Origin of the sequence: Dyella sp. 2RAB6 (genome assembly GCF_052115385.1) — a bacterium.
Taxonomy (GTDB): domain Bacteria; phylum Pseudomonadota; class Gammaproteobacteria; order Xanthomonadales; family Rhodanobacteraceae; genus Dyella_D.
The window spans coordinates 28,681-54,149 of record NZ_JBFRGP010000009.1 but is presented as its reverse complement, the minus strand read 5'-3'; the positions used below and the strand labels follow the sequence as shown (position 1 = coordinate 54,149).

Genomic DNA, 25,469 nt, shown 5'->3' with positions numbered 1-25,469 from the left:
CTGCAAGCGTGTCTATTAGCCTGGCAACGCTTCCATCATCATGTTGATCAGCGCTCGCAGGCCGGACGATAAGTGGCGATGTCCTGAGTAGTACAGGCATAAGCCTGGAAAAGACGGGCACCACTCCTCCAGAACGCGTTGGAGCCGGCCGTCCTTGAGTGCCGCGGTCGACAGGTGGTCAGGCACGAAAGCGATGCCGATGCCATCGATGGCGGCCTCCACCATCAGCGGTTGGTCCGTCAAGGTAAGCGGCCCGGAAGGGTTGATCCTTTCAACCACGCCCTCGCACTCCAACTCCCATCGGTAGATGGCACCACTTTCAAACCGGAAGCGGATGCAATCGTGGTGATACAGATCTTGCGGGACCTGGGGGTATCCGCGTCGTTCGAAGTACTCGGGCGAGGCAATGGCCGCAAAGCGCACCTCTTTCGAGACGGGGATGGCCACCATGTCCTGTGGAACGGCTTCCGCCAAGCGGATGCCTGCATCGAAGCCCCCTGCAGTGATATCGCTGAGCCTGCCGTCACTGACGATGTCGAGATGCACCTGAGGAGAGCGTGATCGCGGGCCGTGGCGGTTATGGAACCGGCGTTCCGCTGCCCTTTGACGGATTTGAAGCGATCCTCACCGGCGAGACGCGTCAGTTATCCGGCTTCTACCTTCAACCGGTCGACACGCGACTCGGGGGATTCAACGACCGGCGCTCGCACAACAAAGCAGTTTGGGGGATTTACGCCACGCAGTGGCTCGACCCGATGCATTTGAACGGGTTCGACGTCTATTACATCGGTCTGCGCGACCGAAACGCTATTTTCGACCAGGGCGCTGGCAAGCAGTTGGCGCATACCTTTGGTTCCAGAATCTTCGGAGACGACGGCGCCTGGCACTGGAACCTCGAGGCGGCGTTACAGCTCGGCACATTTGCAGGTCACCGCTCGAAGGCGTGGGGTGCAGGAGCCGAGACGGGGTATCGCTTCCGGAGCACTCCGCTGCGACCGGAGATTGCTCTCACCGCCGATATCGTCTCGGGTGACGAGGATCCAAACGATCCGAGGTTGGGAACGCTGAACTCGCTTTTTCCGAACGGGAAGTATTTTGGAGCGCTATCGCCGATCGGCCCGCGGAATCTCATTCACGTGCGCCCTTCGTTCTCGATGCATCCGCACAAGGATGTCGCAGTATCGCTCACCGCGGTGGCCTACTGGCGTCAGAGTACCGCTGATGGAATCTACGCAATCTCGGGGTTGCTGGTGCGCAGCGGTCGGCAAAGCGACTCCCGCTTTATCGGCAAACAGATCGAACTGGCCACAAGCTGGCAGGCGACACCAGAGCTCAACTTGACCGCGTCGCTTAGTGTTTTTGATCCCGGTCCATTCATTCGTGACACCGGGCCAGCGCGCACGATCAGGATGGCCGGTACCCAGGCGACCTTCAGGTTCTAGCCGTGCGGCTGCTGACGTCCAAGGCCGTCTCTAAGGGCTCTCGACATATCCCGTCCGACAGCAGTCCAGTGCCATCGTTAAAGGCCAGTGCCAAGGTTAAAGGTGCCAGTGCCAGGGTCAGGGGCTTTCGACAGACACCTGGATCGCTCGATGAGGCTTGACTCTAGACCTTGATCAATGGTCTAGACTTTGCCCCATGGACACCCAAACCCCCTCCCTGACCATCGGTGCCGTCGCCAAGCGCGTCGGTGTGAATATCGACACCATCCGCTTCTACGAGCGCGAAGGACTGCTGCCGGAGCCTGTTCGGCGGGCTTCCGGCTATCGCAGCTACGACGAAGGCGCGGTTCGGCAGCTGCGGTTTATCCGGCGCGCCAAGGATCTGGGCTTTACGCTGGAGGAGATCCGCGACCTGCTGGCGCTGTCGGCGGATCGGCATCGTGGCGTCAAGGCGGTAAAGCAGCGGGCGCAGGAGCGCCTCGCGGCGATCGATGCGCGCATTGCCGAGTTGACGCGCGTGCGCAACGGGCTGGAGGAATTGATCGAGGCCTGTCCGGGGCATGGTTCGCCGGACCAGTGCCCGATCCTGCGTGCGCTGTCGGACGCAGAGGATCAGGCATGAGCGCGCAGGAAAAGAGTTGCTGCGGCGCGCAGGCAGAGGTGGCGGAAGTGGCGGCAGCGGAATCGGCAAGCGCGAGTTGTTGCCACGCCAAGCCGTCGGCTCACGATAACCATGCGCACCACGATCACTCGCACGACCACTACGCGCACCACAGCGTGAAAGACCCGGTCTGCGGCATGTCCGTCGACCCGCATACCGCCAGGCACCGCACGGATTTCGAAGGCCACACTTATTACTTCTGCGCCGCCCGCTGCCGCGAAAAATTCCTCGCCGACCCGGCCAGCTATCTGGGCGAACGCCCCAAGGCGCCCGCCGCGCCGCCCGGCACGATCTACACCTGCCCGATGCATCCGGAAGTGCAGCAGATCGGCCCCGGCGACTGCCCCAAGTGCGGCATGGCGCTGGAGCCGATGATGCCCAGCCTGGACGCGGACGACGGCGGCGAACTGCGCCACCTGTCGCGCCGCTTCTGGACCCTGCTGGCGCTTACCTTGCCGGTGTTCCTGCTGGCGATGGGGCCGCACTTGTTCGGTTGGCATCTGCCGATGCCGTGGGACGCCGTGGCGGCCTGGACCGAGGCGCTGCTGTCCAGCGTGGTGGTGCTGTGGGGCGGCGCGTCGTTCTTCGTGCGCGGTTGGCGTTCGCTGCGGCCGTGGTCGCCCAATATGTACACGCTGATTGCGCTGGGCACCGGCGTGGCGTGGCTGTACAGCATGGTGGCGTTCTTCCTGCCGGACACGTTCCCCGCCGGCTTCCGCGATGCGCACGGACGGGTTGGCGTGTATTTCGAATCGGCCGCGGTGATCGTCACCCTGGTCACGCTGGGCGATTTCCTGGAACTGCGCGCGCGCCGCCGCACCGGCGCGGCGTTGAAAGCGCTGCTCGGCCTGGCGCCGAAGACCGCGCGCCGCGTCAACGGCGATGGCAGCGAACAGGACGTGCCGCTGGAAGACGTGCAGGCCGGCGACGTGCTGCGCGTGCGGCCCGGCGAGAAGGTGCCGGTGGACGGCGTGGTGCTGGACGGCGCAAGCCATGTCGACGAGGCGATGCTCACCGGCGAAGCGCTGCCGGTAGCCAAGCGCGCGGAGGACCGCATCACCGGCGGCACGGTCAACCAGGATGGCGCGCTGACCATGCGCGCGGAAAAAGTAGGTGCGGACACGCTGTTGTCGCGCATCGTCGCGCTGGTGGCGCAGGCGCAGCGCAGCAAGGCGCCGCTGCAGCGCGTGGCCGATCGCGTGGCCGCGTGGTTCGTGCCGGCGGTGGTGGCGGTGGCCGTGCTGGCCTTCGCGGCCTGGGCCGTGTGGGGACCGGAACCGCGCCTGGCGCATGCGCTGATCGCGCTGGTGTCGGTGCTGATCATTGCCTGTCCGTGCGCGCTGGGCCTGGCCACGCCGATCTCGATCATGGTGGCGAGCGGGCGTGGCGCGCACGAAGGCGTGCTGTTCAAGGACGCGGCGGCGATCGAGACGCTGCGCGAGGTCGACACGCTGGTGCTGGACAAGACCGGCACGCTGACCGAGGGCAAGCCCACGCTGAAAGATGTGCTGAGCACCGGCGCGCTGCCGTGGGATCAGCTGCTGGCGGTGGCGGCGGCGCTGGAACGTCCCAGCGAACATCCGCTGGCCCGCGCGATCCTGGCCGGCGCCGAGGCGCGTGGGGTGAAGGTGCCGGCGGTGGAGGCATTCCGCACGCTCACCGGTGGTGGCGTGCAGGGCAGGGTGCTGGGTCGCGAAGCGGCGCTGGGCAATGCGCGCTTGTTCGAGACGCTGGGCATCGTGATCGGCGAAGACGCGCAACAGCGCGCCGATGTACTGCGCGAGGAGGGCGCCACCGTGATGTTCCTCGCCGTGGATGGCGCGCTGGCCGGACTGCTGGCCGTAGCCGATCCAGTGAAAGCGAGTACGCCGCAGGCGATCGCGGCCTTGCGCGAAGCCGGCCTGCACATCGTGATGCTGACCGGCGACAACAAGGTCACCGCACAGGCGGTGGCGAAGACGCTGGGTATCGACGCGGTGCATGCCGATGTCTCGCCGGCCGACAAGGCCGCGGTGGTGAACGAGCTGCGTGCGCAAGGCCGGTGCGTGGCGATGGCGGGCGATGGCATCAACGATGCGCCGGCCCTGGCTGCGGCGGATATCGGCATCGCCATGGGCGGCGGCACCGACGTGGCGATCGAGAGCGCGCAGGTGACGCTGGTAAAGGGCGAGCTGACCGCGATCCTGCGCGCGCGTGCGCTGTCGCAGGCCACGGTGGCGAATATCCGCCAGAACCTGTTCTTCGCCTTCGTCTACAACGCACTGGGCGTGCCGCTGGCGGCGGGCGTGCTGTATCCGTGGCTGGGCCTGAGCTTGTCGCCGATGGTAGCGGCGCTGGCGATGAGCCTGTCGTCGGTGTCGGTGGTAGGCAATGCCTTGCGCCTGAGCCGAGCCAAGCCTGCGTAGGTTGGGGTGAGCCACAGGCGAACCCCAACATTGCCACCGGTACGGCCATCGCTACGTTGGGGTTCGCCTAGGGCTCACCCCAACCTACCTGTCGCAGCCTATCGACGTCGAGCAGCTCCACGCCGGTGCGCGTCACCCGCAACAACTCCGCATCGCGATACCGCGCCAACAGCCGGCTCACCGTTTCGGTGGCAAGCCGCAGATGGTTGCCGATGTCCGCACGCGACATCGGCAGCGGCAGCAGTGCACCGGCGCAGCCGAGCGCCACGCGGCGCTCATGCAGATCGACCAGGAACGCCGCCATGCGCTCCTCGGCCGAGCGGTCGGCGGCATCCAGGGACTGCCGATGGATCAGCCGGCTCATCGCGCCGAGCAGATGCGCCTGCACCTCCGGTTGCCGGTTGGCCAGGTCGCGCAGCGCGGCGAACGGAAAACGGCAGCACTGGGTGCGGCCCAGCGCGATGGCGGCGTTGTCGTGCTGGCCGAGCCAGATCGCATCCAGCCCGAACAGCTCACCCGGCAGATGAAAGGCCAGCACGCGCTCGCGGCCGGCGCGGTCGACCGATACCGTCTTGGCCATGCCCGCCTGCACCGCATACACCGCATGGAACGGTGCGAGCGGGCGGTACAGATATTCCCCGTCGCGCAGCAGGCCCACCCGTTCGGCGATGCAGCGCAGGCCGTGCAGTTCCGGCCGGCCATAGCCGGCGGCCTGGCAGGCCGGCAGATGGGCGCAGCCGCTGCAGCGGGTCGGCGCGAGTTCGGCCGCGGGCATTTGCATGGCATCGGCGACCGGCATGCCGGTTTCTCCTCATTCCGCAATGCCGTGAATGATGAGCCGCGCAGGCCGCCGCGCCGCGCCTGTGCGCGCTTATGCCGCGCGGCTTCGCGCCGCGCCAAGCCCTGGGACAGCACCTAAATGGCGACGGCAGGGTCATGAAGCCGCCAGCCGGCTTGAAGTATCCTTGCAAGCCAGTTGCCGGGGTTCCACGCCGCGGCCGCCTTCTTCAGCTATCCAGCCGGTTTCCCCATGAGCGACCAGTCTTCTCCCACCCCCCGCACCGCCGAGCCCGAGCAGCGCCGCCCCAGCGTCGGCGTGCGCATCGGCAAGGTGACGGTGGGCGGCGGCGCGCCGATCGTGGTGCAGTCGATGACCAATACCGACACCGAGGACCCGGCCAGCACCGCCAGGCAGATCGCCGAGCTGGCTCGCGCCGGCTCCGAGCTGGTGCGCATCACGGTGAATACGCCGGCCGCCGCGGCCGCGGTGCCGCGCATCCGCGAGCGGCTGGAGATGATGGGGGTGGAGGTGCCGATCATCGGCGACTTCCACTACAACGGCCATCAGCTGCTGGAGCAGGAGCCGGCCTGCGCCGAGGCACTGGCCAAGTACCGCATCAATCCGGGCAACGTCGGCTTCGGCAAGAAGAAGGACAGCCAGTTCGCCGCGATCATCGAAAAGGCCATCCAGTACGGCAAGCCGGTGCGCATCGGCGCCAACTGGGGTTCGCTGGACCAGAGCATGGTGGCCGCGCTGATGGACCAGAACCACACGCGCGCGCAGCCGTGGGACGCGGCGCTGGTGGCGCGCGAGGCGCTGATCCGTTCGGCGGTGGATTCGGCCATGCGCGCCGAGGAACTGGGCCTGCCGCGCGAGCGCATCATTCTTTCCTGCAAGGTCTCCGGCGTGCAGGAGCTGATCGCGGTGTACCGCGACCTGGCCCGGCGCTGCGACTACGCGCTGCACCTGGGCCTGACCGAGGCCGGCATGGGTTCCAAGGGCATCACCGCGTCCAGCGCCGCGCTGGCGGTGCTGCTGCAGGAAGGCATCGGCGACACCATCCGCATCTCGCTCACGCCGGAACCGGGCGCCCCGCGCACCGGCGAAGTGGTGGTGGCGCAGGAGCTGCTGCAGACCATGGGCCTGCGCGCGTTCACCCCGCTGGTCACCGCATGCCCCGGTTGCGGGCGCACCACCAGCGAGTTCTTCCAGGAACTGGCCAAGGCGGTGCAGGGGCATGTGCGCGAGCGCATGCCGGAGTGGCGCGTTAAGTACGACGGCGTGGAGAACCTCACCCTGGCGGTGATGGGTTGCGTGGTGAATGGCCCGGGTGAATCCAAGCACGCGAATATCGGCATCTCGCTGCCGGGCAATGGCGAGGCACCGGCCGCGCCGGTGTTCATCGACGGCGAGAAGGCGATGACCTTGCGCGGCGAACGCATCGCCGAAGAGTTCATCGGCATCCTCGACGACTACGTGGCCAGGCGCTACGCCGCGCGCGGCGCCTGAGCCGCCGGAGCGGATGCCTTGAGCGACCATCCGCCGCCGGAAGAAACCATCCTGGAGGTCTGGCACCGCAACGCCGGGCCGTGGACCGATGCCGTGCGCGAGCGGCGCATCGAAAGCCGCCGGCTGGTGACCGACAGCGCCATCGTCGAAGCCGTGCTGTCGCGCGCGCCGCGCCGTGCGATCGACCTCGGCTGCGGCGAAGGCTGGCTGGCCCGCGCGTTGACGGTGCATGGTGTCGAGGTCTTGGGTGTCGACGCGGTGCCTGGCTTGGTGGAGGCCGCGCGTGCGCAGGGCGGCGGACGCTTCGAGACGATGAGCTATGCGCGGATCGCGGCGGGCGAACTGGCGGCGAAGGCCGACGTGGTGATCTGCAACTTTTCATTGCTTGGCAAGGAATCCACCGAGGCCGTGCTGGCCGCGGTGCCGCGCCTGCTCGAACCCGCCGGCGCCTTGCTGGTGCAGACGCTGCATCCGCTGGTCGCCTGCGGCGAGCTGCCTTACCAGGACGGCTGGCGCGAGGGTTCCTGGGCCGGCTGCGGCGACGGCTTCGGCCGCGCGGCGCCGTGGTACTTCCGCACGCTCGGTGGCTGGCTCGATACCTTCGCGGCGTGCGGATTGCGCGTGGCGCGCATCGATGAGCCCATGCATCCGCACAGCGGGCGGCCTGCCTCGATCGTCTTCGTGCTCGAGCCCCTGCCGCCCCGGCGCCCGCCCGCCAGCAGCTGACGCACGTTCCTTCCTGCGCGGATGGCGGTAAGCTCGAACCTCTCGCTTACCGGGACGGAGTATCCCGGGGCGGCAAGGGGAAGTCGGATGAGACTGAAGCCTCAAGCACGCACCGTGCTGGCGTACGTGATCGTGGCCAGCCTGTGGATCTGGTTGTCCAACCGGGTATTGCGTCTGTTCGTGGAGGACACCGACACGCTCAGCCTGATGCAGAGCCTGAAAGGAACGCTCTTCGTCATCGTCACCGGCGTGCTGCTCTATATCCTGATCGACCGCGACCTGCGCAGCCTCGGCCGCGCCAACCGGCTGCTGCTGAAGGGCAACGAACAGGCCTTGCGCGCCCTGGTCCACGCGATGGACATCCGCCACAAGGAGACCAGCGACCACTCCGACCGGGTGATGCGCATGACCGTGGCGCTGGCCCGGCTGGCCGGGCTGCGCGGCGAGGAGTTGCGCAAGGCGCGCTTCGGCGCACTGCTGCACGACATCGGCAAGCTGGCGTTGCCGGACGCGATCCTGATCAAGCCCGGTCCGTTGACCGAGGCAGAGATCGTGGTGATGCGCACGCATCCGCAGGTGGGTTTCGAGCTGCTGCAGCAGGTGGATTTCCTGCGCGACGCGAGCGAGATTCCGCACAACCATCATGAGCGCTGGGATGGCGGCGGTTATCCGCGCGGCTTGCGCGGCGAGGAGATCCCGCTGGCGGCACGGGTGTTCAGCGTGGTGGATGTGTGGGACGCGCTGAGTTTTCCGCGGGTGTACAAGCCGGCGTGGCCGGAAGACGAAGTGATCGCGTATCTGCGCAAGATCGCGGGGAGCCAGCTGGATCCGGCGCTGGTCGATCTGTTTCTGGCCAACTACGAGAGCGTCAAGCGGGTGGGGCTGGAGGACTAATTCCCCTTTGAAACCCTTCTCCCCCCGGGAGCACGCGGGGAGCGCACAGGGATGTGCGCGGCTCTGAGGAGCGAGGAAGGTGGCGGCAGCCGGATGAGGGTACGGGCGGAGTGAAGTGCACCACTCCGCCCGTACCCTCACCCCAACCCCTCTCCCGGTGGGAGAGAGGCTCTACATCAAGCAGCCTTGCCTGCATTGAAAGTCCGCCGGTAATTCGCCGGCGAGGTACGGAACGCACGTTGGAAATGCTGCCGCAGCGTCACCGGCGAACCCAATCCCACCGCGTTGGCGATGCGATCCAGCGGCAGCGCGGTGGTTTCCAGCAAGTGTTGCGCCTCGCTCAGCCGCTGCGCCATCAGCCAATCGCCGAAGCTGCTGCCGGTGAGCTGGCGGAAATGCCGCGTGAAGCTGCGCCGGCTCATGGCCGCGCGCTCAGCGATCTCATCGAGGTTATGCGGCTGGTGCAGCTTGCGGCGGACGTCGTCGAGCAGCCTGGCCATGCGCTCGTCGCCGGCCATGCTCGGTACCGGCTGCTCGATGAATTGCGCCTGCCCGCCATGGCGGAACGGCGAGACCACCATGCGCCGCGCGATGCCGTTGGCGGCCTCGCTGCCCAGCAGCTGGCGCACCAGGTGCAGGCAGCAGTCGATGCCGGCGGCGACGCCGGCGGAGGTGACGACCTGGCCGGCGTCGACGTAGAGCACGTCAGGGTCCACCTCGGTGGTGGGAAAGCTTGCCGCCAGTTCGTCGGTGGCGACCCAGTGCGTGGTGGCGCGCCGGCCATCCAGCAGACCGGCATGGCCGAGTACGAAGGCGCCCATGCACAGGCCGACGATGCGCTTGCCGCGCGCGGCGGCGCGGCGCAGTGCTTCCAGCAATGCCTCCGGCGGGCGTTCCTCGGCGCTGCGCCAGGAGGGCACGATCACGATATCGGCGTTGCGCAGTTCTTCCAGCCCGTAATCGGTGGCGATCATGAAGCCCGCGGCGCTGCGCACGCGCTTGCCTTCGGCCGAGCACACGCGCAGGCGGAACGGCGACTTCTCATCGCGCAGCACCGCGGCGAACACGCCGCAGGGCACGGAAAGGTGGAAGGGGAGGATGTCGTTGAACGCCACCACGGCGATACGGATCTTGCGCATGGGGATTCCGGTTGGCCCGATCACAGCGATGATTGTCCTTCAGGCCACTCTCGCACAAGTGGCCCGGAGCGCAGCATAGCCACACCTTTTCCACACCCAGGAGTTGTGCCATGACTGCCAGGCATCCCCGCCGCGCACTGATCGTGATCGACGTGCAGAACGAATATTTCGACGGCAACCTGCAGATCGAATACCCGCCGGTGAGCGACAGCCTGCCGAAGATCGTCCGCGCAATGGACGCCGCCACGGCCGCGGGCATGCCGGTGATCGTGATCCGCCAGGATTCGCCGTCCGATGCGCCGGCCTTCGCCGAAAGCAGCCACGGCTGGACGCTGCATCCGGAAGTGGAACGCCGCCAGCGCGACGTGCTGTTCGGCAAGCCGCTGCCGAGCGCCTTCGCCGAGACCGGCCTGGGCGATTGGCTGCAGGCGCGGGGCATCGATACGCTGACGGTGGTCGGCTACATGACCCACAACTGCAACGACACCACCATCAAGCACGCTTTCGATCGCGGCATCGCCGTGGAATTCCTGCACGACGCCTCCGGTGCGGTGTCGTATGCCAACCGTGCGGGCTATGCGACGGCCGAGGAAATCCATCGCGTGTTCGCGGTGGTGGAGCAATCGCGTTTCGCTGCGGTGCTGAGCGTGGAAGAGTGGGAGCGTTGCCTGGCCACCGGCGAAGCGCCGGTGCGAGAGAATATTCTGGAGTCGTATGCGAACGCGCGGAAGCTGCGCGCAGCGAAGGCAGCCTGAGCCTTATCGACCGGCGTAGGTTGGGGTGAGCCGAAGGCGAACCCCAACATGACCACCTCCAAACGCATCGCAACGTTGGCGTTCGCCTGTGGCTCACCCCAACCTACGCCGGACATCAGCGGCGCAAGGTCGCCATCGTCTCTTCGACCAAGGGCGTAAATTCCTTCCAGCTCCCCGGCTGCCCCGGCAACTTCACCAGCTGCCGCACCGTCTTCAGGAAGTGATCGCGCGGATACTCCACCGCGCCCAGGCTCAGCAGATGGTTGTTCGTCACCTGCGCATCGATCAACGGATAGTCCCAGCGCTGCAACAACTGTCCCAACGCGAGCAAGGCCAGCTTCGAGCCGCCGCTTTCACGGCTGAACATCGACTCCCCGCAGAACAGCCGCCCCACGGTCACGCCATAGATCCCGCCGACCAGCCGCTCGCCCTCCCAGACTTCCACGCTGTGCGCATGCCCCAGGTCGTGCAGCTGGGTATATGCGTGCGCCATCGCCGGCACGATCCAGGTGCCGAGCTGCCCGGAGCGCGGCGCCGCGCAGGCTTCGACGGTGGCGCGGAAGGCATGGTCGAGGGTGATGCGCCAGGGCTTGCGCCCGAGCTGCCGGCGCAGGCTGCGATTGGCCTGCAGGCGGTCGGTATGAAAAACGCAGCGCGGATCCGGCGACCACCACAGGATCGGCTCGTCCTCGTTGTACCAGGGGAAGATGCCGCCCGCGTACGCGGCCAGCAGGCGGCGCGGGGTGAGATCGCCGCCGAAGGCCAGCAAGCCGTTGGGGTCGGCCATGGCGTGGCCGGGATCGGGGAACTGCTCGGGATGGGCGGCGTCGAGCAGGGGCAGACGGATCATGGTCAGGCGTCGCGGTGGGCGTACGGGCTGTGTTCGAGCAGGTCGGCGGCGTAAGCGTCGACTGCTTCGGTCTCGCGCGCAAGCGCGGCGTGCACGGCCTTGCGGAAGCTGGCATCGGCCAGGTAATGGCGCGAATGCGTGCGCACCGGCAGGAAGCCGCGCGCCAGTTTGTGTTCGCCCTGGGCGCCGGGTTCGAAACGTTGCAGGCCGGCGCGGATCGCATGCTCGATGCCCTGGTAGTAGCACAGCTCGAAATGCAGGCCCGGCACCTCGATACGGCTGCCCCAGTAGCGGCCGTACAGCGCTTCGTCGCTTTGCAGGAACAGCGCCATCGCGGCCATGCCCGCACCGTCGCGGGCCAGGGCCAGGTGCGTGGCGGCGCCCAGTTCGCCTTCGCCCAGGGCATGAAAGAACTCGCGCGACAGCGCGGCGTGGTTGCCCTTGGCGTCGAAGGTGCGCTCGTAAAGCCGGTGCACCTGGCGCCATTCGTCCGCGCTCAGGCTGTCGCCGCGGCGCCATTCCAGGTGCAGGCCGGCGCGGGCCACCTGGGCGCGTTCCTGGCGGATGTTTTTCCGCTTCTTGTGATTGAGCGCGGCGAGGAAATCCTCGAAGCCGGCGTAGCCGCGACCGCTCTTATCAAGACCGCTCTTATCAATATTGAGCCAGTGGAACTGCACATCCGAACGCGCCAGCCAGTGCTGGTCGAAAGCGGGCAGGTCGTCGGGCGCAAGAAAGTTGGCGTGGATGGACGACAGGCCATGTGCGTCGGCCAGTTGGCGCATCGCCGTGACCAGCAGCGCGCGCCGGCCCGGCGCTTCCGGGCCATGGCCGGCGAGCAGTCGCGGGCCCGGCACGGGCGAGTAGGGCACGGCATTGAGCAGCTTGGGGTAATAGTCGCCGCCCGCGCGCTCCCACGCCGCGGCCCAGCTCCAGTCGAATACGAACTCGCCGTGCGAATTGCCTTTGATGTACAGCGGCGCCGCGGCGACCAGTTGCTGCTCTTCGTACAGGCCCAGGTGATGCGCCTGCCAACCCCAGTCCTCGCGAATGCAGCCGGTGCGTTCCAGCGCGGCGAGGAAGGCGTGCGAGAGGAACGGATTGCGGTCCGTGCGCAAGCCATCCCACGCGGCTGCGGGGATCTCCTCGATCCGCGGATGAAAACGGGCTTCGAGCACGCCGGATTTGAGCAGGCCGGACCGGTCGGCGGCCATCGGGGAACGATGGCCGCGCTTCATTCAGTGCACCGCCGGCAGGCGGGCCGCGATGCGGTCGACGAAGGCGTCGGGACGGCCGTAGTCCTGGCTGTGTGGCAGCACCTGGCGTACGCCCTGGACTTCCAGCACCAGGGTGGGAAAGCCCTGGCCGCCCACTTCGCCGAGCAGGCGGCGGCTGGCCTGGACATGCTCGATGGTGGCGCTGCCGTTCGCGCTGGCGAACGCATCGCCGAAGCGCGCGGCGTCGAGGCCGAGTTCCTCCGCCAGTTCAGCCAGCACGTCCGCTTCCACCACGCGCAGGCCGCGCTGGTAGTGCGCGTGCTGGATCGCCACCAGCATCGGGTAGGCGGCATCGGGATGGAGCTGCCCGGCCGCCAGCACCGCCGCGATCGGCGGCAGCGAATGCAGCACGGTGCCTTGCTCGGCCAGCAGGCCTTCGGTGTAGGCCTCGCCGAACGGCTGGCCGCTGATTTCCTCGATGCGCTCGTCGGCGCGCACGATGTGCTCGGCCATCGCCGGGGTCAGCTCCTGCGCTTCGGCGAACAGCGCGCCGCCGTGCAGGCGCAGCTCCAGGCGGTTGCCGAGCATGGCCAGCGCTGCGCTGACCAGCGGCTGGGCGCCGTAGCACCAGCCGCACAGCGGGTCATGGATGTAATGCAGGGTGGCGTAATGCAGGGTGGCGGGCGAGGTGCTCATCAGGATGCCGGGGTCTGCTGGTCCAGCCAGCGCTCGGCGTCCAGCGCGGCCATGCAGCCGAAGCCGGCGGAGGTGATGGCCTGGCGGTAGACGTGGTCGGCCACGTCGCCGGCGGCGAACACGCCCGGCACCGAGGTCATGGTGGCGAGGCCTTCCTGGCCGCTGCGGATCTTCAGATACCCGTCGTGCATCTCGAGCTGGCCTTCGAAGATGCCGGTGTTCGGGGTGTGGCCGATGGCGACGAAGAAGCCGGTGGCTTCGATGTCGCGGGTGGCGCCGCTGTTGACGTCCTTCACGCGCACGCCGGTGACGCCGCTGGCGTCGCCCAGCACTTCGGCCACGGCGTGGTTCCACACCAGCTCGATCTTGCCGGCCGCGGCCTTCTCGAACAGCTTGTCCTGCATGATCTTTTCGGCGCGCAGCTTGTCGCGGCGATGCACCAGGGTGACCTTGCTGCACAGGTTGGACAGGTACAGCGCCTCTTCCACGGCGGTGTTGCCGCCGCCGACCACCACCACTTCCTGGCCGCGGAAGAAGAAGCCGTCGCAGGTGGCGCAAGCCGACACGCCCTTGCCCTTGAAGTGCTCCTCGCTCTCGATGCCCAGGTACTTGGCGGTGGCGCCGGTGGCGATCACCAGCGCGTCGGCGGTGTACTCGCCGGAATCGCCCTTCAGGCGGAACGGGCGCTGGCCCAGGTCCGCGCTATGGATGTGGTCGAACACCATCGCGGTCTCGAAGTGCTCGGCATGCTCGGCCAGGCGCTGCATCAGCTCCGGACCCTGCACCGCCTTGTCGCCCGGCCAGTTCTCCACGTCGGTGGTGGTCATCAGCTGGCCGCCCTGCTGCAGACCGGTGATCAGGGTCGGCTTCAGGTTGGCGCGGGCAGCGTACACGGCCGCGGTGTAGCCGGCGGGGCCGGAACCGAGAATCAGCAGGCGGCTGTGCTTGGAGGTGCTCATGGTTATAATCCTTCGGTGTTATCAGCAGCTTGGAATTGCTATTCGATCCGCCCTTTACGGCGGTTTCCTCACCCCGGTTCAAGGCTCCGGCGAAAGGTTGGAGCCCGACAGGATGGGGAAGACGGGTGCGTGATTCAAGGCGGCTGAACCGGCAACCGGCGGTTGGCGGGCCTGGCGGCCCACCCCGCCCGTAGCGGGACCGCGGGGGGCGGTAGCGAGGTATCTGGAGTCCTGGCCTTTGCCCAGGCGAAGCAGTAGAAGCTGGTCCCTCAAGGGCCGGCACGTGAGGAATACGGTGGCGCGTAGCGCGAACGTCAAGAAAGACAAGAACAAGGAACCCAGCGGCCTCAGCGAGGAGCTGAAGCGCCGTCTGCGCGAGGCCGGCGCGCTGCTGCTGCTGCCGCTGGCGCTGTATCTGCTGGTCTGCCTGTTCAGCTACAACGACCAGGACCCCAGCTGGGGCCATGCCAGCACGGTGGAGCACGCGCGCAACTTCGGCGGCGCGGTCGGCGCCAATATCGCCAACCTGCTGCGCTACATCTTCGGCCTGGTCGCCTACTGCTTCCCGTTGCTGCTGCTGGGGCTGGGTGTGCAGGTGCTGCGCCACCGCGGGGTGCGCACGGTGCAGCCGTGGGAACCCTCATTGCGGCTGATCGGCTCGGTGTTCTTCTTCATCACCGCGCCGGCCCTGCTGTACCTGAAGTTCCACGACGAGCCGGTGCTGCCCCAGGGCGTGGGCGGCATCATCGGCATGTGGGTGGGCCGCGGCCTGCTGCAGGCGTTCGGCGGTACCGGCGCGCCGCTGCTGTTGCTGGCGATCTTCCTGATCGCGGTGACCCTGGCCACCGGCCTGTCCTGGTTCAAGCTGATGGACCTGACCGGGCAGGGCATGCTGAAGATCGCCGGCTGGTTCGGCGGCAAGCTGAAAGAAGCCCCCGAAGTGCTGGCCGCGCGCCAGGCGCGCGCCGAGCGCGAGGTGGTCAAGAAGGTCGAGGCGGTGAAGCAGGCCAAGCGCGAGCCGGTACGGATCGAAGCCCAGCCGCCGCCGGCGCCCAAGAGCGAGCGCGCCCGCGTCGAGACGCAGATCCCGCTGTTCACCGGCGCCTCCGAGGCCGGCGAGCTGCCGCCGCTGTCGCTGCTGGACGAGGCGCCGCCGCAGGGTCCGGGCTATTCCGAGGAAACCCTGGAAGTGCTGTCGCGCCAGGTCGAGCTGAAGCTCAAGGACTTCCGCATCGAGGCCAAGGTGGTGGGCGTGTATCCGGGCCCTGTGATCACCCGCTTCGAGCTCGAACCCGCCGCCGGCGTGCGCGGCTCGCAGGTGTCGAGCCTGGACAAGGACATCGCGCGCGGCCTGTCGGTAGTGAGCGTGCGCGTGGTCGACGTGATCCCGGGCAAGAACGTGATCGGCCTGGAGATTCCCAACGCCAAGAAGCAGATCGTGTACCTGTCGGAGATACTGCGCTCCGAGAAGTACGATCTGATGAAGTCGCCGCTGGCGCTGGCCCTGGGCAAGGACATCGCCGGCCGCCCGGTGGTGGCCGACCTGGCCAAGATGCCGCATCTGCTGGTGGCCGGCACCACCGGCTCCGGTAAGTCGGTGGCGGTGAACGCCATGGTGCTGAGCCTGCTGTACAAGGCCAGCGCCAAGGACGTGCGCATGATCATGATCGACCCGAAGATGCTGGAGCTGTCGGTCTACGAGGGCATCCCGCACCTGCTGGCGCCGGTGGTTACCGACATGAAGGAAGCCGCCAACGCGCTGCGCTGGTGCGTGGCCGAGATGGAGCGCCGCTACAAGCTGATGGCCGCAGTGGGCGTGCGCAACCTGGCCGGCTTCAACAAGAAGGTGAAGGACGCCGAGAACGCCGGCCAGCCGCTGCTGGACCCGCTGTTCCGCCCCAACCCGGAGATGCCGAACCTGGCGGCCGAGCCGCTGGAGCCGCTGCCGTACATCGTGATCATCATCGACGAATTCGCCGACATGATGATGATCGTCGGCAAGAAGGTCGAAGAGCTGATCGCCCGCCTGGCGCAGAAGGCGCGCGCCGCCGGCGTGCACCTGGTGCTGGCCACGCAGCGCCCGTCGGTGGACGTGATCACCGGCCTGATCAAGGCCAATATCCCCACCCGCATCGCCTTCCAGGTATCGAGCAAGATCGATTCGCGCACCATCCTCGACCAGTCCGGCGCCGAAGCGCTGCTGGGCCACGGCGACATGCTCCACCTGCCGCCCGGCACCGCCACGCCCGAGCGCGTGCACGGCGCCTTCGTCGACGACCACGAGGTGCACCACGTGGTGGCCTGGCTGCGCGCGCAGGGCGCGCCGCAGTACATCGAAGGCGTGCTGGAGGAAGTGCAGGCGACCAGCGACGGCAAGTTCATCAACGACTCCGGCCTGCCGCAGGACGGCGAGGAAGGCGGCGACGCCGAGGCGCAGCTGTACGACAAGGCGGTGCGCATCGTCACCGAATCGCGGCGCGCCTCCATCTCCGGCGTGCAGCGCCACCTGCGCATCGGCTACAACCGCGCCGCGCGGCTGATCGAACAGATGGAACAGGACGGCGTGGTCAGCGCCCCGCAGCACAACGGCAACCGCGAAGTGCTGGCACCGCCGCCGCCGAAGTAAGCATTAAGCTGCTCATTAAGCGAGCGCGGCGCACACTCCGCCGCCACTCGCCACACGACGCGACAGAAAAATCAGGGACCCCCATGAACCGTTTTCTCGCTCTCTGCGCCGCGCTGGCCTTCACCGCCGCCGGCGCCGTCCATGCCGCCGCCGGTCCGGCCCGCGCGCGCCTGGACAGCTTCGCCACCGGCCTGCATGCGCTGACCGGCCAGTTCACCCAGGTCCTCACCGATGCCAATGGCAACAAGGGCAAGAGCAGCTCCGGCACCTTGTCGCTGGAAGCGCCGCGCGAGTTCCGCTGGGAGACGCTGACGCCGTACAAGCAGACCATCGTCGCCGACGGCAGCCGCGTCTGGCTGTACGACCCGGACCTGGAACAGGTCACCGTGCGCGTGCAGAGCACCGAGGAAGCGCACAGCCCGCTGACCGTGCTCACCGATCTCAAGCAGATGGACCGCGACTTCAAAGTGACCGAGCAGGGCGAGCACGACGGCCTGGCCTGGCTGCGCCTGACTTCCACCGCCAAGGATCCGCAGTTCGACTACGCGGACCTCGGCTTCGACGCCAACGGCCTGGCGCGCATGACCTTCCGCGACCAGCTCGGCGCGGTGACCGAGATCCGCTTCGCCAACTGGCAGCGCAATCCCAGCATCGCGCCGGCCACGTTCAACTTCGTGCCGCCGAAGGGCGCGGATGTGATCGGCGATGCGCCGGTGATCCAGACGCAGCCGTTGAAGGACTGATCCGGCTCCCATGCTGCGCCAGCTGCCACGCTGGGCGTGGATCGGTGGAGGCTTGCTGGCCTTTATCGCCGGGATGATCAATGCGGTGGGCTTCATGGGTTTTCGCCACCAGGCGATTACCCACCTCACCGGTACTGCCACGCTGATGGGCGTGGCGGCGGCCGAAGGCAATCGCGGCGAGCTGCTGCATTGGGCCCTGGCGATCCTGGCGTTTCTCGGCGGCGCGGTGCTCAGCGGGTTTATCGTGCAGCAGCACACGTTGAAGCTCGGGCGGCGGTATGGCGTCGCGTTGATGGTGGAATCGGCGCTGCTGTTTGCCGCGGTGCCGTTGATCCACGCCGGCAACGATGCCGGCCTGTACCTCGCTTCGATCGCCTGCGGTCTGCAGAACGCCATGGCCAGCACGTATAGCGGCGCAACGTTCCGCACCACGCATCTCTCGGGCATCTTCACCGACCTCGGCATCTACCTTGGCCACCGCCTGCGCGGGCTGGAAGTGGACCGCTTGCGCATCCAGGTATGCGTGCTGGTGGCCGGCAGCTTTATCGCGGGCAGCGCGGTGGGTGCGTTGGCATTTGGCGTGATGGCGGAGCGCACCTTGCTGTTGCCGGCGGCGATGACCGGCACGATCGGCTTGGCGTACGCGATCTATCGCCATCGCCACCTGGCCGATTAGGAAGGGGCAACCCACGCCCGTCATTCCGGCGCAGGCCGGAATCCAGCAGCGAAGAGCTACATGGAGTGAGCGCACCCAAAGGCACCGCTGCTGGGCCTTTCGACGAACATCAGACGGCGTCGCTACTGGATTCCGGCCTGCGCCGGAATGACGAGGTGGTGAATCCGGCCGGCGCCATGCCGCACGTCCCGCGCTATCATTCCCCCTATGTCCGCCCGCGGTTCCTCCCCCGACCTCTTCCCCGAATCCGACGAGCTGAAGCCGCTGGCCGAGCGCATGCGGCCGCGCAGCCTGGACGAGATCGTGGGCCAGCAACGCGTGCTCGCGCCGGGCAAGGCATTGCGCCGCGCGCTCGAAGCGGGGCGCGTGCATTCGATGGTGCTGTGGGGCCCGCCCGGTTGTGGCAAGACCACCGTGGCGCTGCTGGTGGCGCGCTATGCCGACGCCGATTTCCGCGCCATTTCCGCCGTGCTGTCCGGCCTGCCGGAAGTGCGCAAGGCGCTGGCCGAGGCCGAAGGCAATTTCGCGCAGGGGCGGCGCACCGTGCTGTTCGTCGATGAGGTGCATCGCTTCAACAAGGCGCAGCAGGACGCGTTCCTGCCGCATATCGAGCGCGGCGTGATCATCTTCATCGGCGCCACCACCGAGAATCCGTCGTTCGAACTCAACTCCGCGTTGTTGTCGCGCTGCCGCGTGCACGTGCTGGAAGCCGTGTCGGTCGACGATATCGTCGGTGCGCTCAAGCGCGCGCTGGAGGACACCGAGCGCGGACTGGGCGGGCAGGGCCTGACCATCAGCGATGCCTCGCTGCAGCTGATCGCCCGCGCCGCCGACGGCGACGTGCGCCGCGCGCTGACCCTGCTGGAGATCGCCGCCGAGCTGGCCGAGGACGGCCGCATCGACCAGGCCACGCTGGAGCAGGTGCTGGCCGATCGCACCCGCCGCTTCGACAAGGGCGGCGAGCAGTTCTACGACCAGATCTCGGCGCTGCACAAATCGGTGCGCTCGTCCGATCCCGATGCCGCGCTGTACTGGATGTGCCGCATGCTCGACGGCGGCGTGGACCCGCTGTACCTGGCGCGCCGCATGACGCGCATGGCGGTGGAGGACGTCGGCCTGGCCGAGCCGCGCGCCTGGCGCATGGCGCTGGATGCGTGGGATACCTACGAGCGCCTGGGCAGTCCCGAAGGCGAACTGGGCCTGGCGCAGTTGGCGATCTGGCTGGCCATGGCGCCCAAGAGCAATGCCGCCTACATGGCCTACAACCAGGCGCGCGCGGTGATCCGCGAAACCGGCACGCTGGACGTGCCGATGCATCTGCGCAATGCACCGACCAAGTTGCTCAAGGGCCTGGGCTACGGCACCGGCTACCAGTACGACCACGACGCCGAAGGCGGCATCGCGCTCGACCAGCAATGCCTGCCGGATGCGCTGGACGGCACCGAGTTCTACGCGCCCGTCGAACGCGGCTTGGAATTGAAGCTGCGCGAGAAACTGCTGAGCCTGCGCGAAGCGCGGCGGCAGGCGCGCGGCAAGTAGGCGGTTTTCCTTCCGCGCCCCGCGCGGGCGCTTCCGTTTCGCCATGTTCGAGGCCATCGCATGTCCATCGTCTGGTACTTCGATTTCGTCTCCCCGTTCGCCTGGCTGCAGTGGCCGCGCGTCAAAGAACTGATGCAGACCCACCCGGTGACGCTGCGCCCGATCCTGTTCGCCGGCGTGCTCGATCGCGTCGGCCAGAAGGGGCCGGCGGAGATTCCCGCCAAGCGCGAATTCGTCTATCGCCACGTGCTGTGGCGCGCACGCGAGAGCGGGCAGACGCTGTGCTTTCCGCCGACGCATCCGTTCAATCCGCTGGCCGCGCTGCGCCTGTGCATCGCCGCCGGCAGCGATGCGCGCGCCACCGAGGCGATCTTCGAATGGATCTGGGGGCAGGGGCGGGCGGCCGATACGGCCGAAGCGCTCGCGCCGGTTGCCAGGGAACTTGGCATCGCGGACACGGCAGCGGCCATCGCCGATCCCGCGGTGAAAGCGCAACTCAAAGCCAACTTCGAGGCCGCCATGGCCGACGAGATCTTCGGCGTGCCCACCCTGGCCATCGACGGCCGCTTGTTCTGGGGCGGCGATGCGCACGATTTCGCACTGGCCTATCTGCGCGATCCGGCGCTGTGGGACGAAGCGGAAATGCACCGCGTCGCCACCTTGCCGATCGGCGCCTCGCGCCTTTGAGCCGCCTGCTGCGGCCACCCTTGCGAGGCTTCGGCGCGCGGGCATAGATTCCGGCCACCGCAGCGCTACTCACCGGGGGAGGGACGGACATGCGCGTACTGGTGGCTGCCTTGATCGGCGGCATCGTGATGTTTATCTGGGGCGCCGTGGCGCATATGGCGCTGGGTCTGGGCGAGACCGGCATACGCCAGCCGGCCGCCGAAAACGTGGTGCTGGACAGCCTGCACCAGGGGTTGGGGATGCAGGCCGGCGTCTATATCCTGCCGGCCTTCGATCCGGCCAGGATGTCCGACCCTGCTGCGGTCAAGGCTTATTCGGAGAAGGCCAGTTCCTCCTCGTACGCCTGGATCGTCTACATGCCGCAGGGTGAGGACCTGATGCAGATGGGGCCGCAGCTCGGCCGGCAGTGGGCCTCGGACACGCTGTCCGCGCTGGTCCTGGCCTTCGTGATGGGGCTGGCCGCCTTCGGCTTCCGCAGGCGCTTAGGCGTCGCGGTGGCGGCGGCGCTGTTCGCCTGGCTCAGCGCCATGGTGCCGTACTGGAACTGGTACCGCTTCCCGCTGGACTTCACCCTGGCCGCCCTGACGGAACAGGTGATCGGCTGGCTGCTGGCCGGCGCCGCCATGGCCTGGTGGCTGGGCCGCGCGGAGCGGCGCGGCGCTTAAGCCGCACCACCTCGCAAGCCGCGGCGGGCGCGGGCGCGCCGCGGCCTGCCGCATTGCGGCAATACGGGCCCGGCCGCCATAATCCGCCGTTCACTAGCCATCACCCGGACCCATCATGCTGGACCCCGCCCTGTTGCGTTCGCGCCTGGCCGATACGGCCGCGCGCCTTAAGGATGCCCGTGGCTACGAACTCGACGTAGCCGCCGTGGAAGCGCTGGAAAGCGAACGCAAGCGGTTGTCTACCGAGACGCAGGAGCTGCAGAACCTGCGCAATACCCGCTCCAAGGCGATCGGCCAGGCCAAGGCCAAGGGCGAGGATGTCGGCGCGCTGATGGCGGAAGTCGCCGGCCTGGGCGACAAGCTCAAGGCCAACGAGCACGCGCTGGACGAGGTGCAGGCGAAGATCGCGCAGATCGCGCTGGGCATTCCGAATATCCCGCACGAGTCGGTGCCGCAGGGCAAGGACGAGAGCCAGAACGCCGAACAGCTGCGCTGGGGTACGCCGCGCGCGTTCGACTTCGCGGTGAAGGACCACGTCGACCTCGGCGCCCGCCATGGCTGGCTCGATGCCGATGCCGGCGCCAAGCTGTCCGGCGCGCGCTTCACCGTGCTGCGCGGCCAGCTGGCGCAACTGCATCGTGCCTTGGCGCAGTACATGCTCAACCTGCACACCGGCAAGCACGGTTACCTCGAATGCAGCGTGCCGCTGATCGTCAACACCGAGACCATGCAGGGCACCGGGCAGTTGCCGAAGTTCGAGGACGACCTGTTCTCGACCCAGGTGGGCGACAGCAAGCGTTACCTGATTCCCACCGCCGAAGTCGCGCTGACCAACCTGGTCGCCGACAGCATCGTCGAAGCCGACGCGCTGCCGATGCGCCTCGCCGCGCATTCGATGTGCTTCCGCGCCGAAGCCGGCAGCTATGGGCGCGATACGCGCGGCATGATCCGCCAGCACCAGTTCGAGAAGGTCGAGATGGTGCAGATCGCCTCGCCCGAGCAGTCGCAGGCGCAGCTCGAGGAAATGGTCGGCCACGCGGAGAAGGTGCTGCAGCAGCTGGGCCTGCCGTATCGCAAGGTGCTGCTGTGCACCGGCGACATGGGTTTCGCGGCGCAGAAGACCTACGACCTGGAAGTGTGGCTGCCGAGCCAGAACACCTATCGCGAGATTTCCTCGTGCTCCAACTGCGGTGATTTCCAGGCGCGCCGCATGCAGGCGCGCTGGCGCAATCCCGCCACCGGCAAGCCGGAGTTGCTGCATACCTTGAATGGCTCGGGCCTGGCGGTCGGGCGTACCTTGGTGGCGGTGATGGAGAACTATCAGAACGCGGATGGCTCGATCACGGTGCCGGATGTGTTGCAGCCTTACCTGCACGGGGCGGAGAAAATCGCCTGAGCCTGTGACGAGAAAGCCCGGCCTGCGCCGGGCTTTTTTCTTATGGGCCACGACATCGCTTTCAAGGAAGATGTTGAAGGGGGGCCGTCGGCTGGGGATGGCTCAGGCAAAGCTTCGAGCCATTCGAACAGCGAAGACGACATGATCAAGACGCAGATGCGAAGCTTGGCTCGGATTGTATTTTTCATTAGCTGCGGCTCCGTGCTCACTGCCGCAGCCCAGCCATCGCCGGCGACGCCGGCCAGCCTGCCAGGGCGCTATATCGAATCGCTGCAGCTGCATCAGGCCAAGCAATACGCCGCGGCCGCGGCGATCCTCGAGCCGTTCTACACGGCCGGCCCGAACGGCATGGACTGGCATTGGAACGCCGCCATGTACCAGCTCGCATGCGATGCGGCGCTTGCCGGGCAGAAGGAAAAAGCCATGGATGCGCTCATGGCCGCGCAAGCCAGGGGCGGCAGCGTTTCGGCGCAGCAGCTGGCCACCAATGCCGACCTGGCATCGCTGCATGACGATCCGCGCTTCAAGCAACTGGTCGAGGCGGCACGCAGTCAGGAGCGGCTGTGGGCGCGCCAGCCCGGCCAGGACCTGCCGTTCGCGCCGAACCTGAGCGACGACGCGAAGGTGGCGGGGCTGTCCAGCGTGTGGTCGGAGGCGCGCTTCAACTTCGCCTTCTTCGACCGCCAACCCGAGCTGGATTGGAACCAGACCTACCTGGACTTCCTGCCCAAGGTGCGCGCGACGACGTCGACCGAACAGTATTACCGCGTGCTGATGCAGTTCGCCGCATTGTTGAAGGACGGCCACACCAACGTCTATCCGCCTGAGCCCCTTCGTGACGCCTTCTATGGCCGGCCCGGGCTGCACACGCAGTGGGTGGAGCACGCCGTCGTGGTGACGGGGATCGATGATCCGGCGTTATCCGCACAGCATTGGCGTGTCGGCGACGTGCTGGTGAAGATCGATGGCGAAGACCCGCGCCGCTATGCGGAGCGCGAGATTGCGCCTTACCAGAGCGCTTCGACGGCGCAGGATCTGCAGGTGCGCAGCTTCGACTATGCGTTGCTCAGCGGGCGCGCCGGCAGCCAGGTCCACGTCACCGCGAGGAATGCCGAGGGCAAGGAAGAACAACGTGTGCTGACCCGGCTTACGCTGGCGGAGCACTCGAAACTCAAGACCAGCGGAGCTTCGTTCAAGCTGAGGCCGGACGGGATCGCGGTCCTCACCATCGATGAGTTCGAGGACACCGAAGGCACCAAGGCGCTGCTGGCGAACCTGCCGCAGGTCAATGCGGCCAAGGGCCTGGTCATCGACGTGCGCGCCAACGGCGGCGGCAGCACCCCCGTGGACTTGCTGCAGCTGCTGGCGCGGGAACCGATCCGCGGCCCGCTGATCCGCACCCGAAGCTACGCCGCGGCTGACCGCGCGCGTGGCGTGCTGCCGGGATGGACCGACGTGGTTCCGTTCGAGGTGCCGGCCGATCCGGCGCATCACGTCGACGTGCCGGTGGCGGTGCTGACCAGTGCGCGGACGTTTTCGGCGGCGGAGGATTTCGTCGCGATGTTCGGTGCGATGCATCGTGGCATCACCGTGGGCGAGACCACAGCGGGAAGCACCGGGCAGCCGCTGTTCTTTCCGCTACCCGGTGGCGGCAGTGCACGGGTCTGCACCAGGAATGACCGTGCGCCGGATGGGACGGCTTTCGAGGGTGTGGGGCTGCGCCCCGCCATCGCGGTTTCACCGACGATCGAGAGTATCCGGCGGGGCAGCGATAGCGCCCTGGAGCGCGCGGCAGGAGCATTGCTGGCGGCAAAGTGAAAGGGGCGGGCGGAGATTCGCCGGTTCAAAAAATCAATGAGCAGGCAATAGAAAAAAGCCCGGTTTGACCGGGCTTTTGTTTTGGACGGCGATCGGGTGCTGAACGATCAGCCGGCTCGATGCTCCGGTTTTGCCATCGCGTCGAAATAGCCCGATGCATCGACGAAAGCCTTGACCGCCGCGGGATCGGCGTAGTCCAGCTCGAGCATCGCTTTGAGCGCGGCCTGCTTGTCGGTCGCCTTCTGGTAATAGCCCGCGCAGATGGCGTAGCCGACGTAATAGCCAAGGTCGCGGGTGCCGAACGGGTTCTCGGTCGAGTTGTACAGCCATTGGCTGAAGTCTTCGCCCGTCATGTCGTGCTGGAAGGCCGCCTTGATCGCCGCGTCGTGCGAGGGGCCGTACGTGATGTAGGCGAGTTTCGGCAGGCGTCCGGTCACCCGTTCGGCCACGAAGTCGGCGGTGCCTTCATACACGGCTTGCGCGAGCAGGGTCTGGCGTTCGCCGCGTTGCTGGGTGTGCACGAATTCATGCACGGCGAGCAGGTCCAGGCTGTCCAGCGGACCGCTGGCGAAATAGCCGGCGAAGAAGCGCTGCAGGCGTTCGGGCATCTGCGAGGTGTCGGTATTGGCATTGCCGGCGATCATTTCGGCGCCGAGCAGCACCTTGTCGTCGAGCGTGGTGCCGGCGGAGCGTAGCGCGCCGATTTCCAGGTAGACGGTGGCGGGGCGAAGTTGCGGATAGAGCTGGTGGAAGCGTTCGAGATGTCGGTCAAGGCTGACCAGCGATTGACGTACGAGTGGAACGCGTGGCCGGATGCTGTCCCAGTATTTTGGGTATTGGCGGATCGCCTGCACGTAGGTTGCTGCTGTGTAGCCTTTGGCTTGCATGAAGGCGGCTAGCCCGGGGGTGCCTTTGTCGACGTAGAGGGCTTGGAATTGTGCTTGTTGCTGGGTTGGGTCGTCGAGGTTGCGGATGGCGTCGTAAGTTGCCCAGAAGCGGTTCAGGTCGTCGTCGATTACGCGTGGTGGGGTGGAGGGTGGGGTGGCGGCCCATGAGGTTGATGCGAGCGCGATGGCAGTCAACAGGGCGGTGAGGTAGAGCCTGAGCTTCATGCTGTTCTCCTCCAGGATGTCCGGGCTTGCAGCGGCGCCGGGGATGGGCGTCGGGGTGGGATGCATGGCGAGGCTGGAGGGTTTAGAGGCGGAGTGCGGTGCGGGGGAGTTTGCGTGATCGTGGAGGGTGGGATTGTTCGGCCCATCCATGGGCCGAACCCCTCCGCGCTGCGCGC

Annotated in this window: 23 protein-coding genes; 15 read left to right on the top strand and 8 right to left on the bottom strand. The window is 67.3% G+C overall.

The annotated features are described in order from the left end of the window. Positions 1-15: 15 nt before the first annotated feature. A complete protein-coding gene (locus AB4083_RS14360) occupies positions 16-546 on the bottom strand; it encodes a LysR substrate-binding domain-containing protein (RefSeq protein ID WP_441608751.1) in 531 nt (176 codons plus the stop codon). 11 nt (positions 547-557) lie between these two features. Between AB4083_RS14360 and AB4083_RS14355 the strand changes: the two genes are divergently transcribed. The 3 genes from AB4083_RS14355 to AB4083_RS14345 all read left to right on the top strand — a co-directional run bounded on the left by AB4083_RS14355 (position 558) and on the right by AB4083_RS14345 (position 4,508). Further along, positions 558-1,442, top strand: coding sequence for an alginate export family protein (locus tag AB4083_RS14355; protein ID WP_441608749.1), 885 nt, complete (start codon positions 558-560; stop codon positions 1,440-1,442). Between the two features lie 196 nt (positions 1,443-1,638). Beyond that, the gene (locus tag AB4083_RS14350) at positions 1,639-2,064 is read left to right on the top strand and encodes a heavy metal-responsive transcriptional regulator (protein WP_441608747.1); all 426 of its coding nucleotides are present in this window, start codon (positions 1,639-1,641) and stop codon (positions 2,062-2,064) included. Continuing rightward, positions 2,061-4,508, top strand: a complete 2,448-nt coding sequence (locus AB4083_RS14345; protein ID WP_441608745.1) for a heavy metal translocating P-type ATPase — start codon at positions 2,061-2,063, stop codon at positions 4,506-4,508. The genes AB4083_RS14350 and AB4083_RS14345 overlap by 4 nt, the downstream gene beginning before the upstream one ends. 67 nt (positions 4,509-4,575) lie before the next feature. Here the strand turns inward: AB4083_RS14345 and AB4083_RS14340 are convergent, their stop codons facing one another. Beyond that, positions 4,576-5,307, bottom strand: a complete 732-nt coding sequence (locus AB4083_RS14340) for a Crp/Fnr family transcriptional regulator (protein ID WP_441608743.1) — start codon at positions 5,305-5,307, stop codon at positions 4,576-4,578. A 231-nt stretch (positions 5,308-5,538) separates the two neighbouring features. Between AB4083_RS14340 and ispG the strand changes: the two genes are divergently transcribed. The 3 genes from ispG (at position 5,539) to AB4083_RS14325 (ending at position 8,418) form a co-directional block, all read left to right on the top strand. After that, positions 5,539-6,798, top strand: a complete 1,260-nt coding sequence (ispG, locus tag AB4083_RS14335; protein ID WP_441608741.1) for a flavodoxin-dependent (E)-4-hydroxy-3-methylbut-2-enyl-diphosphate synthase — start codon at positions 5,539-5,541, stop codon at positions 6,796-6,798. A gap of 18 nt (positions 6,799-6,816) precedes the next feature. Next, on the top strand, positions 6,817-7,524 hold the full coding sequence (locus AB4083_RS14330) for a class I SAM-dependent methyltransferase (RefSeq protein ID WP_441608739.1): 708 nt from the start codon (positions 6,817-6,819) through the stop codon (positions 7,522-7,524). Positions 7,525-7,611: 87 nt separating this feature from the next. Then, positions 7,612-8,418 (top strand): HD-GYP domain-containing protein, encoded by an 807-nt coding sequence (locus tag AB4083_RS14325; RefSeq protein ID WP_441608737.1) that lies wholly within the window; start codon positions 7,612-7,614, stop codon positions 8,416-8,418. Positions 8,419-8,594: 176 nt separating this feature from the next. Here the strand turns inward: AB4083_RS14325 and AB4083_RS14320 are convergent, their stop codons facing one another. Next, positions 8,595-9,557, bottom strand: coding sequence for a GlxA family transcriptional regulator (locus AB4083_RS14320; RefSeq protein WP_441608735.1), 963 nt, complete (start codon positions 9,555-9,557; stop codon positions 8,595-8,597). A gap of 110 nt (positions 9,558-9,667) precedes the next feature. On the opposite strand from AB4083_RS14320, the gene AB4083_RS14315 reads away from it, so the two are divergent. Further along, positions 9,668-10,312, top strand: coding sequence for a cysteine hydrolase family protein (locus tag AB4083_RS14315; protein ID WP_441608734.1), 645 nt, complete (start codon positions 9,668-9,670; stop codon positions 10,310-10,312). 115 nt (positions 10,313-10,427) lie between these two features. Here the strand turns inward: AB4083_RS14315 and aat are convergent, their stop codons facing one another. From aat to trxB, 4 genes are read right to left on the bottom strand one after another with little or no spacing between them, the layout of a single operon-like run. Next, complete coding sequence (gene aat, locus AB4083_RS14310; RefSeq protein WP_441608732.1) at positions 10,428-11,162, bottom strand: leucyl/phenylalanyl-tRNA--protein transferase; 735 nt, start codon at positions 11,160-11,162, stop codon at positions 10,428-10,430. A gap of 2 nt (positions 11,163-11,164) precedes the next feature. Continuing rightward, on the bottom strand, positions 11,165-12,373 hold the full coding sequence (locus AB4083_RS14305) for a GNAT family N-acetyltransferase (protein ID WP_441608730.1): 1,209 nt from the start codon (positions 12,371-12,373) through the stop codon (positions 11,165-11,167). A gap of 24 nt (positions 12,374-12,397) precedes the next feature. Then, complete coding sequence (locus AB4083_RS14300; protein ID WP_441608728.1) at positions 12,398-13,072, bottom strand: DsbA family protein; 675 nt, start codon at positions 13,070-13,072, stop codon at positions 12,398-12,400. Then, a complete protein-coding gene (trxB, locus tag AB4083_RS14295) occupies positions 13,072-14,031 on the bottom strand; it encodes a thioredoxin-disulfide reductase (RefSeq protein ID WP_441608727.1) in 960 nt (319 codons plus the stop codon). The genes AB4083_RS14300 and trxB overlap by 1 nt, the downstream gene beginning before the upstream one ends. Before the next feature lie 295 nt (positions 14,032-14,326). Here trxB and AB4083_RS14290 point away from each other — a divergent pair, with 295 nt between their 5' ends. From AB4083_RS14290 to AB4083_RS14255, 8 genes are all read left to right on the top strand, one after another. Further along, positions 14,327-16,657: a DNA translocase FtsK gene (locus AB4083_RS14290; protein ID WP_441608725.1), complete on the top strand. Its 2,331-nt coding sequence runs from the start codon at positions 14,327-14,329 to the stop codon at positions 16,655-16,657. Between the two features lie 83 nt (positions 16,658-16,740). After that, positions 16,741-17,400, top strand: a complete 660-nt coding sequence (gene lolA, locus AB4083_RS14285) for an outer membrane lipoprotein chaperone LolA (RefSeq protein ID WP_441608724.1) — start codon at positions 16,741-16,743, stop codon at positions 17,398-17,400. Positions 17,401-17,410: 10 nt separating this feature from the next. Next, a complete protein-coding gene (locus tag AB4083_RS14280; protein WP_441608722.1) occupies positions 17,411-18,076 on the top strand; it encodes a YoaK family protein in 666 nt (221 codons plus the stop codon). Positions 18,077-18,283: 207 nt separating this feature from the next. Continuing rightward, positions 18,284-19,615, top strand: coding sequence for a replication-associated recombination protein A (locus AB4083_RS14275; RefSeq protein WP_441608720.1), 1,332 nt, complete (start codon positions 18,284-18,286; stop codon positions 19,613-19,615). 60 nt (positions 19,616-19,675) lie between these two features. Then, complete coding sequence (locus AB4083_RS14270; protein WP_441608718.1) at positions 19,676-20,302, top strand: 2-hydroxychromene-2-carboxylate isomerase; 627 nt, start codon at positions 19,676-19,678, stop codon at positions 20,300-20,302. Positions 20,303-20,391: 89 nt separating this feature from the next. Further along, complete coding sequence (locus AB4083_RS14265; RefSeq protein WP_441608717.1) at positions 20,392-20,967, top strand: hypothetical protein; 576 nt, start codon at positions 20,392-20,394, stop codon at positions 20,965-20,967. A gap of 115 nt (positions 20,968-21,082) precedes the next feature. Continuing rightward, complete coding sequence (gene serS, locus AB4083_RS14260) at positions 21,083-22,363, top strand: serine--tRNA ligase (protein WP_441608715.1); 1,281 nt, start codon at positions 21,083-21,085, stop codon at positions 22,361-22,363. Positions 22,364-22,405: 42 nt separating this feature from the next. Next, complete coding sequence (locus AB4083_RS14255; protein ID WP_441608713.1) at positions 22,406-24,181, top strand: S41 family peptidase; 1,776 nt, start codon at positions 22,406-22,408, stop codon at positions 24,179-24,181. A 107-nt stretch (positions 24,182-24,288) separates the two neighbouring features. Here AB4083_RS14255 and AB4083_RS14250 read toward each other — a convergent pair whose 3' ends face one another. Next, entirely contained in the window at positions 24,289-25,293 is a 1,005-nt protein-coding gene (locus AB4083_RS14250; RefSeq protein ID WP_441608712.1) for a DUF2268 domain-containing putative Zn-dependent protease, read from the bottom strand. Positions 25,294-25,469 lie beyond the last annotated feature (176 nt).

Bases quoted from the DNA above. Each gene is read 5' to 3' on its own strand.
- AB4083_RS14350 (WP_441608747.1), top strand. From the start codon at position 1,639: ATGGACACCCAAACCCCCTCCCTGACCATCGGTGCCGTCGCCAAGCGC.
- AB4083_RS14345 (WP_441608745.1), top strand. From the start codon at position 2,061: ATGAGCGCGCAGGAAAAGAGTTGCTGCGGCGCGCAGGCAGAGGTGGCG.
- AB4083_RS14340 (WP_441608743.1), bottom strand. From the start codon at position 5,307: ATGCCGGTCGCCGATGCCATGCAAATGCCCGCGGCCGAACTCGCGCCG.
- ispG (WP_441608741.1), top strand. From the start codon at position 5,539: ATGAGCGACCAGTCTTCTCCCACCCCCCGCACCGCCGAGCCCGAGCAG.
- AB4083_RS14325 (WP_441608737.1), top strand. From the start codon at position 7,612: ATGAGACTGAAGCCTCAAGCACGCACCGTGCTGGCGTACGTGATCGTG.
- AB4083_RS14320 (WP_441608735.1), bottom strand. From the start codon at position 9,557: ATGCGCAAGATCCGTATCGCCGTGGTGGCGTTCAACGACATCCTCCCC.
- AB4083_RS14315 (WP_441608734.1), top strand. From the start codon at position 9,668: ATGACTGCCAGGCATCCCCGCCGCGCACTGATCGTGATCGACGTGCAG.
- aat (WP_441608732.1), bottom strand. From the start codon at position 11,162: ATGATCCGTCTGCCCCTGCTCGACGCCGCCCATCCCGAGCAGTTCCCC.
- AB4083_RS14305 (WP_441608730.1), bottom strand. From the start codon at position 12,373: ATGGCCGCCGACCGGTCCGGCCTGCTCAAATCCGGCGTGCTCGAAGCC.
- AB4083_RS14300 (WP_441608728.1), bottom strand. From the start codon at position 13,072: ATGAGCACCTCGCCCGCCACCCTGCATTACGCCACCCTGCATTACATC.
- trxB (WP_441608727.1), bottom strand. From the start codon at position 14,031: ATGAGCACCTCCAAGCACAGCCGCCTGCTGATTCTCGGTTCCGGCCCC.
- lolA (WP_441608724.1), top strand. From the start codon at position 16,741: ATGAACCGTTTTCTCGCTCTCTGCGCCGCGCTGGCCTTCACCGCCGCC.
- AB4083_RS14280 (WP_441608722.1), top strand. From the start codon at position 17,411: ATGCTGCGCCAGCTGCCACGCTGGGCGTGGATCGGTGGAGGCTTGCTG.
- AB4083_RS14275 (WP_441608720.1), top strand. From the start codon at position 18,284: ATGTCCGCCCGCGGTTCCTCCCCCGACCTCTTCCCCGAATCCGACGAG.
- AB4083_RS14270 (WP_441608718.1), top strand. From the start codon at position 19,676: ATGTCCATCGTCTGGTACTTCGATTTCGTCTCCCCGTTCGCCTGGCTG.
- AB4083_RS14265 (WP_441608717.1), top strand. From the start codon at position 20,392: ATGCGCGTACTGGTGGCTGCCTTGATCGGCGGCATCGTGATGTTTATC.
- serS (WP_441608715.1), top strand. From the start codon at position 21,083: ATGCTGGACCCCGCCCTGTTGCGTTCGCGCCTGGCCGATACGGCCGCG.
- AB4083_RS14255 (WP_441608713.1), top strand. From the start codon at position 22,406: ATGGGCCACGACATCGCTTTCAAGGAAGATGTTGAAGGGGGGCCGTCG.
- AB4083_RS14250 (WP_441608712.1), bottom strand. From the start codon at position 25,293: ATGAAGCTCAGGCTCTACCTCACCGCCCTGTTGACTGCCATCGCGCTC.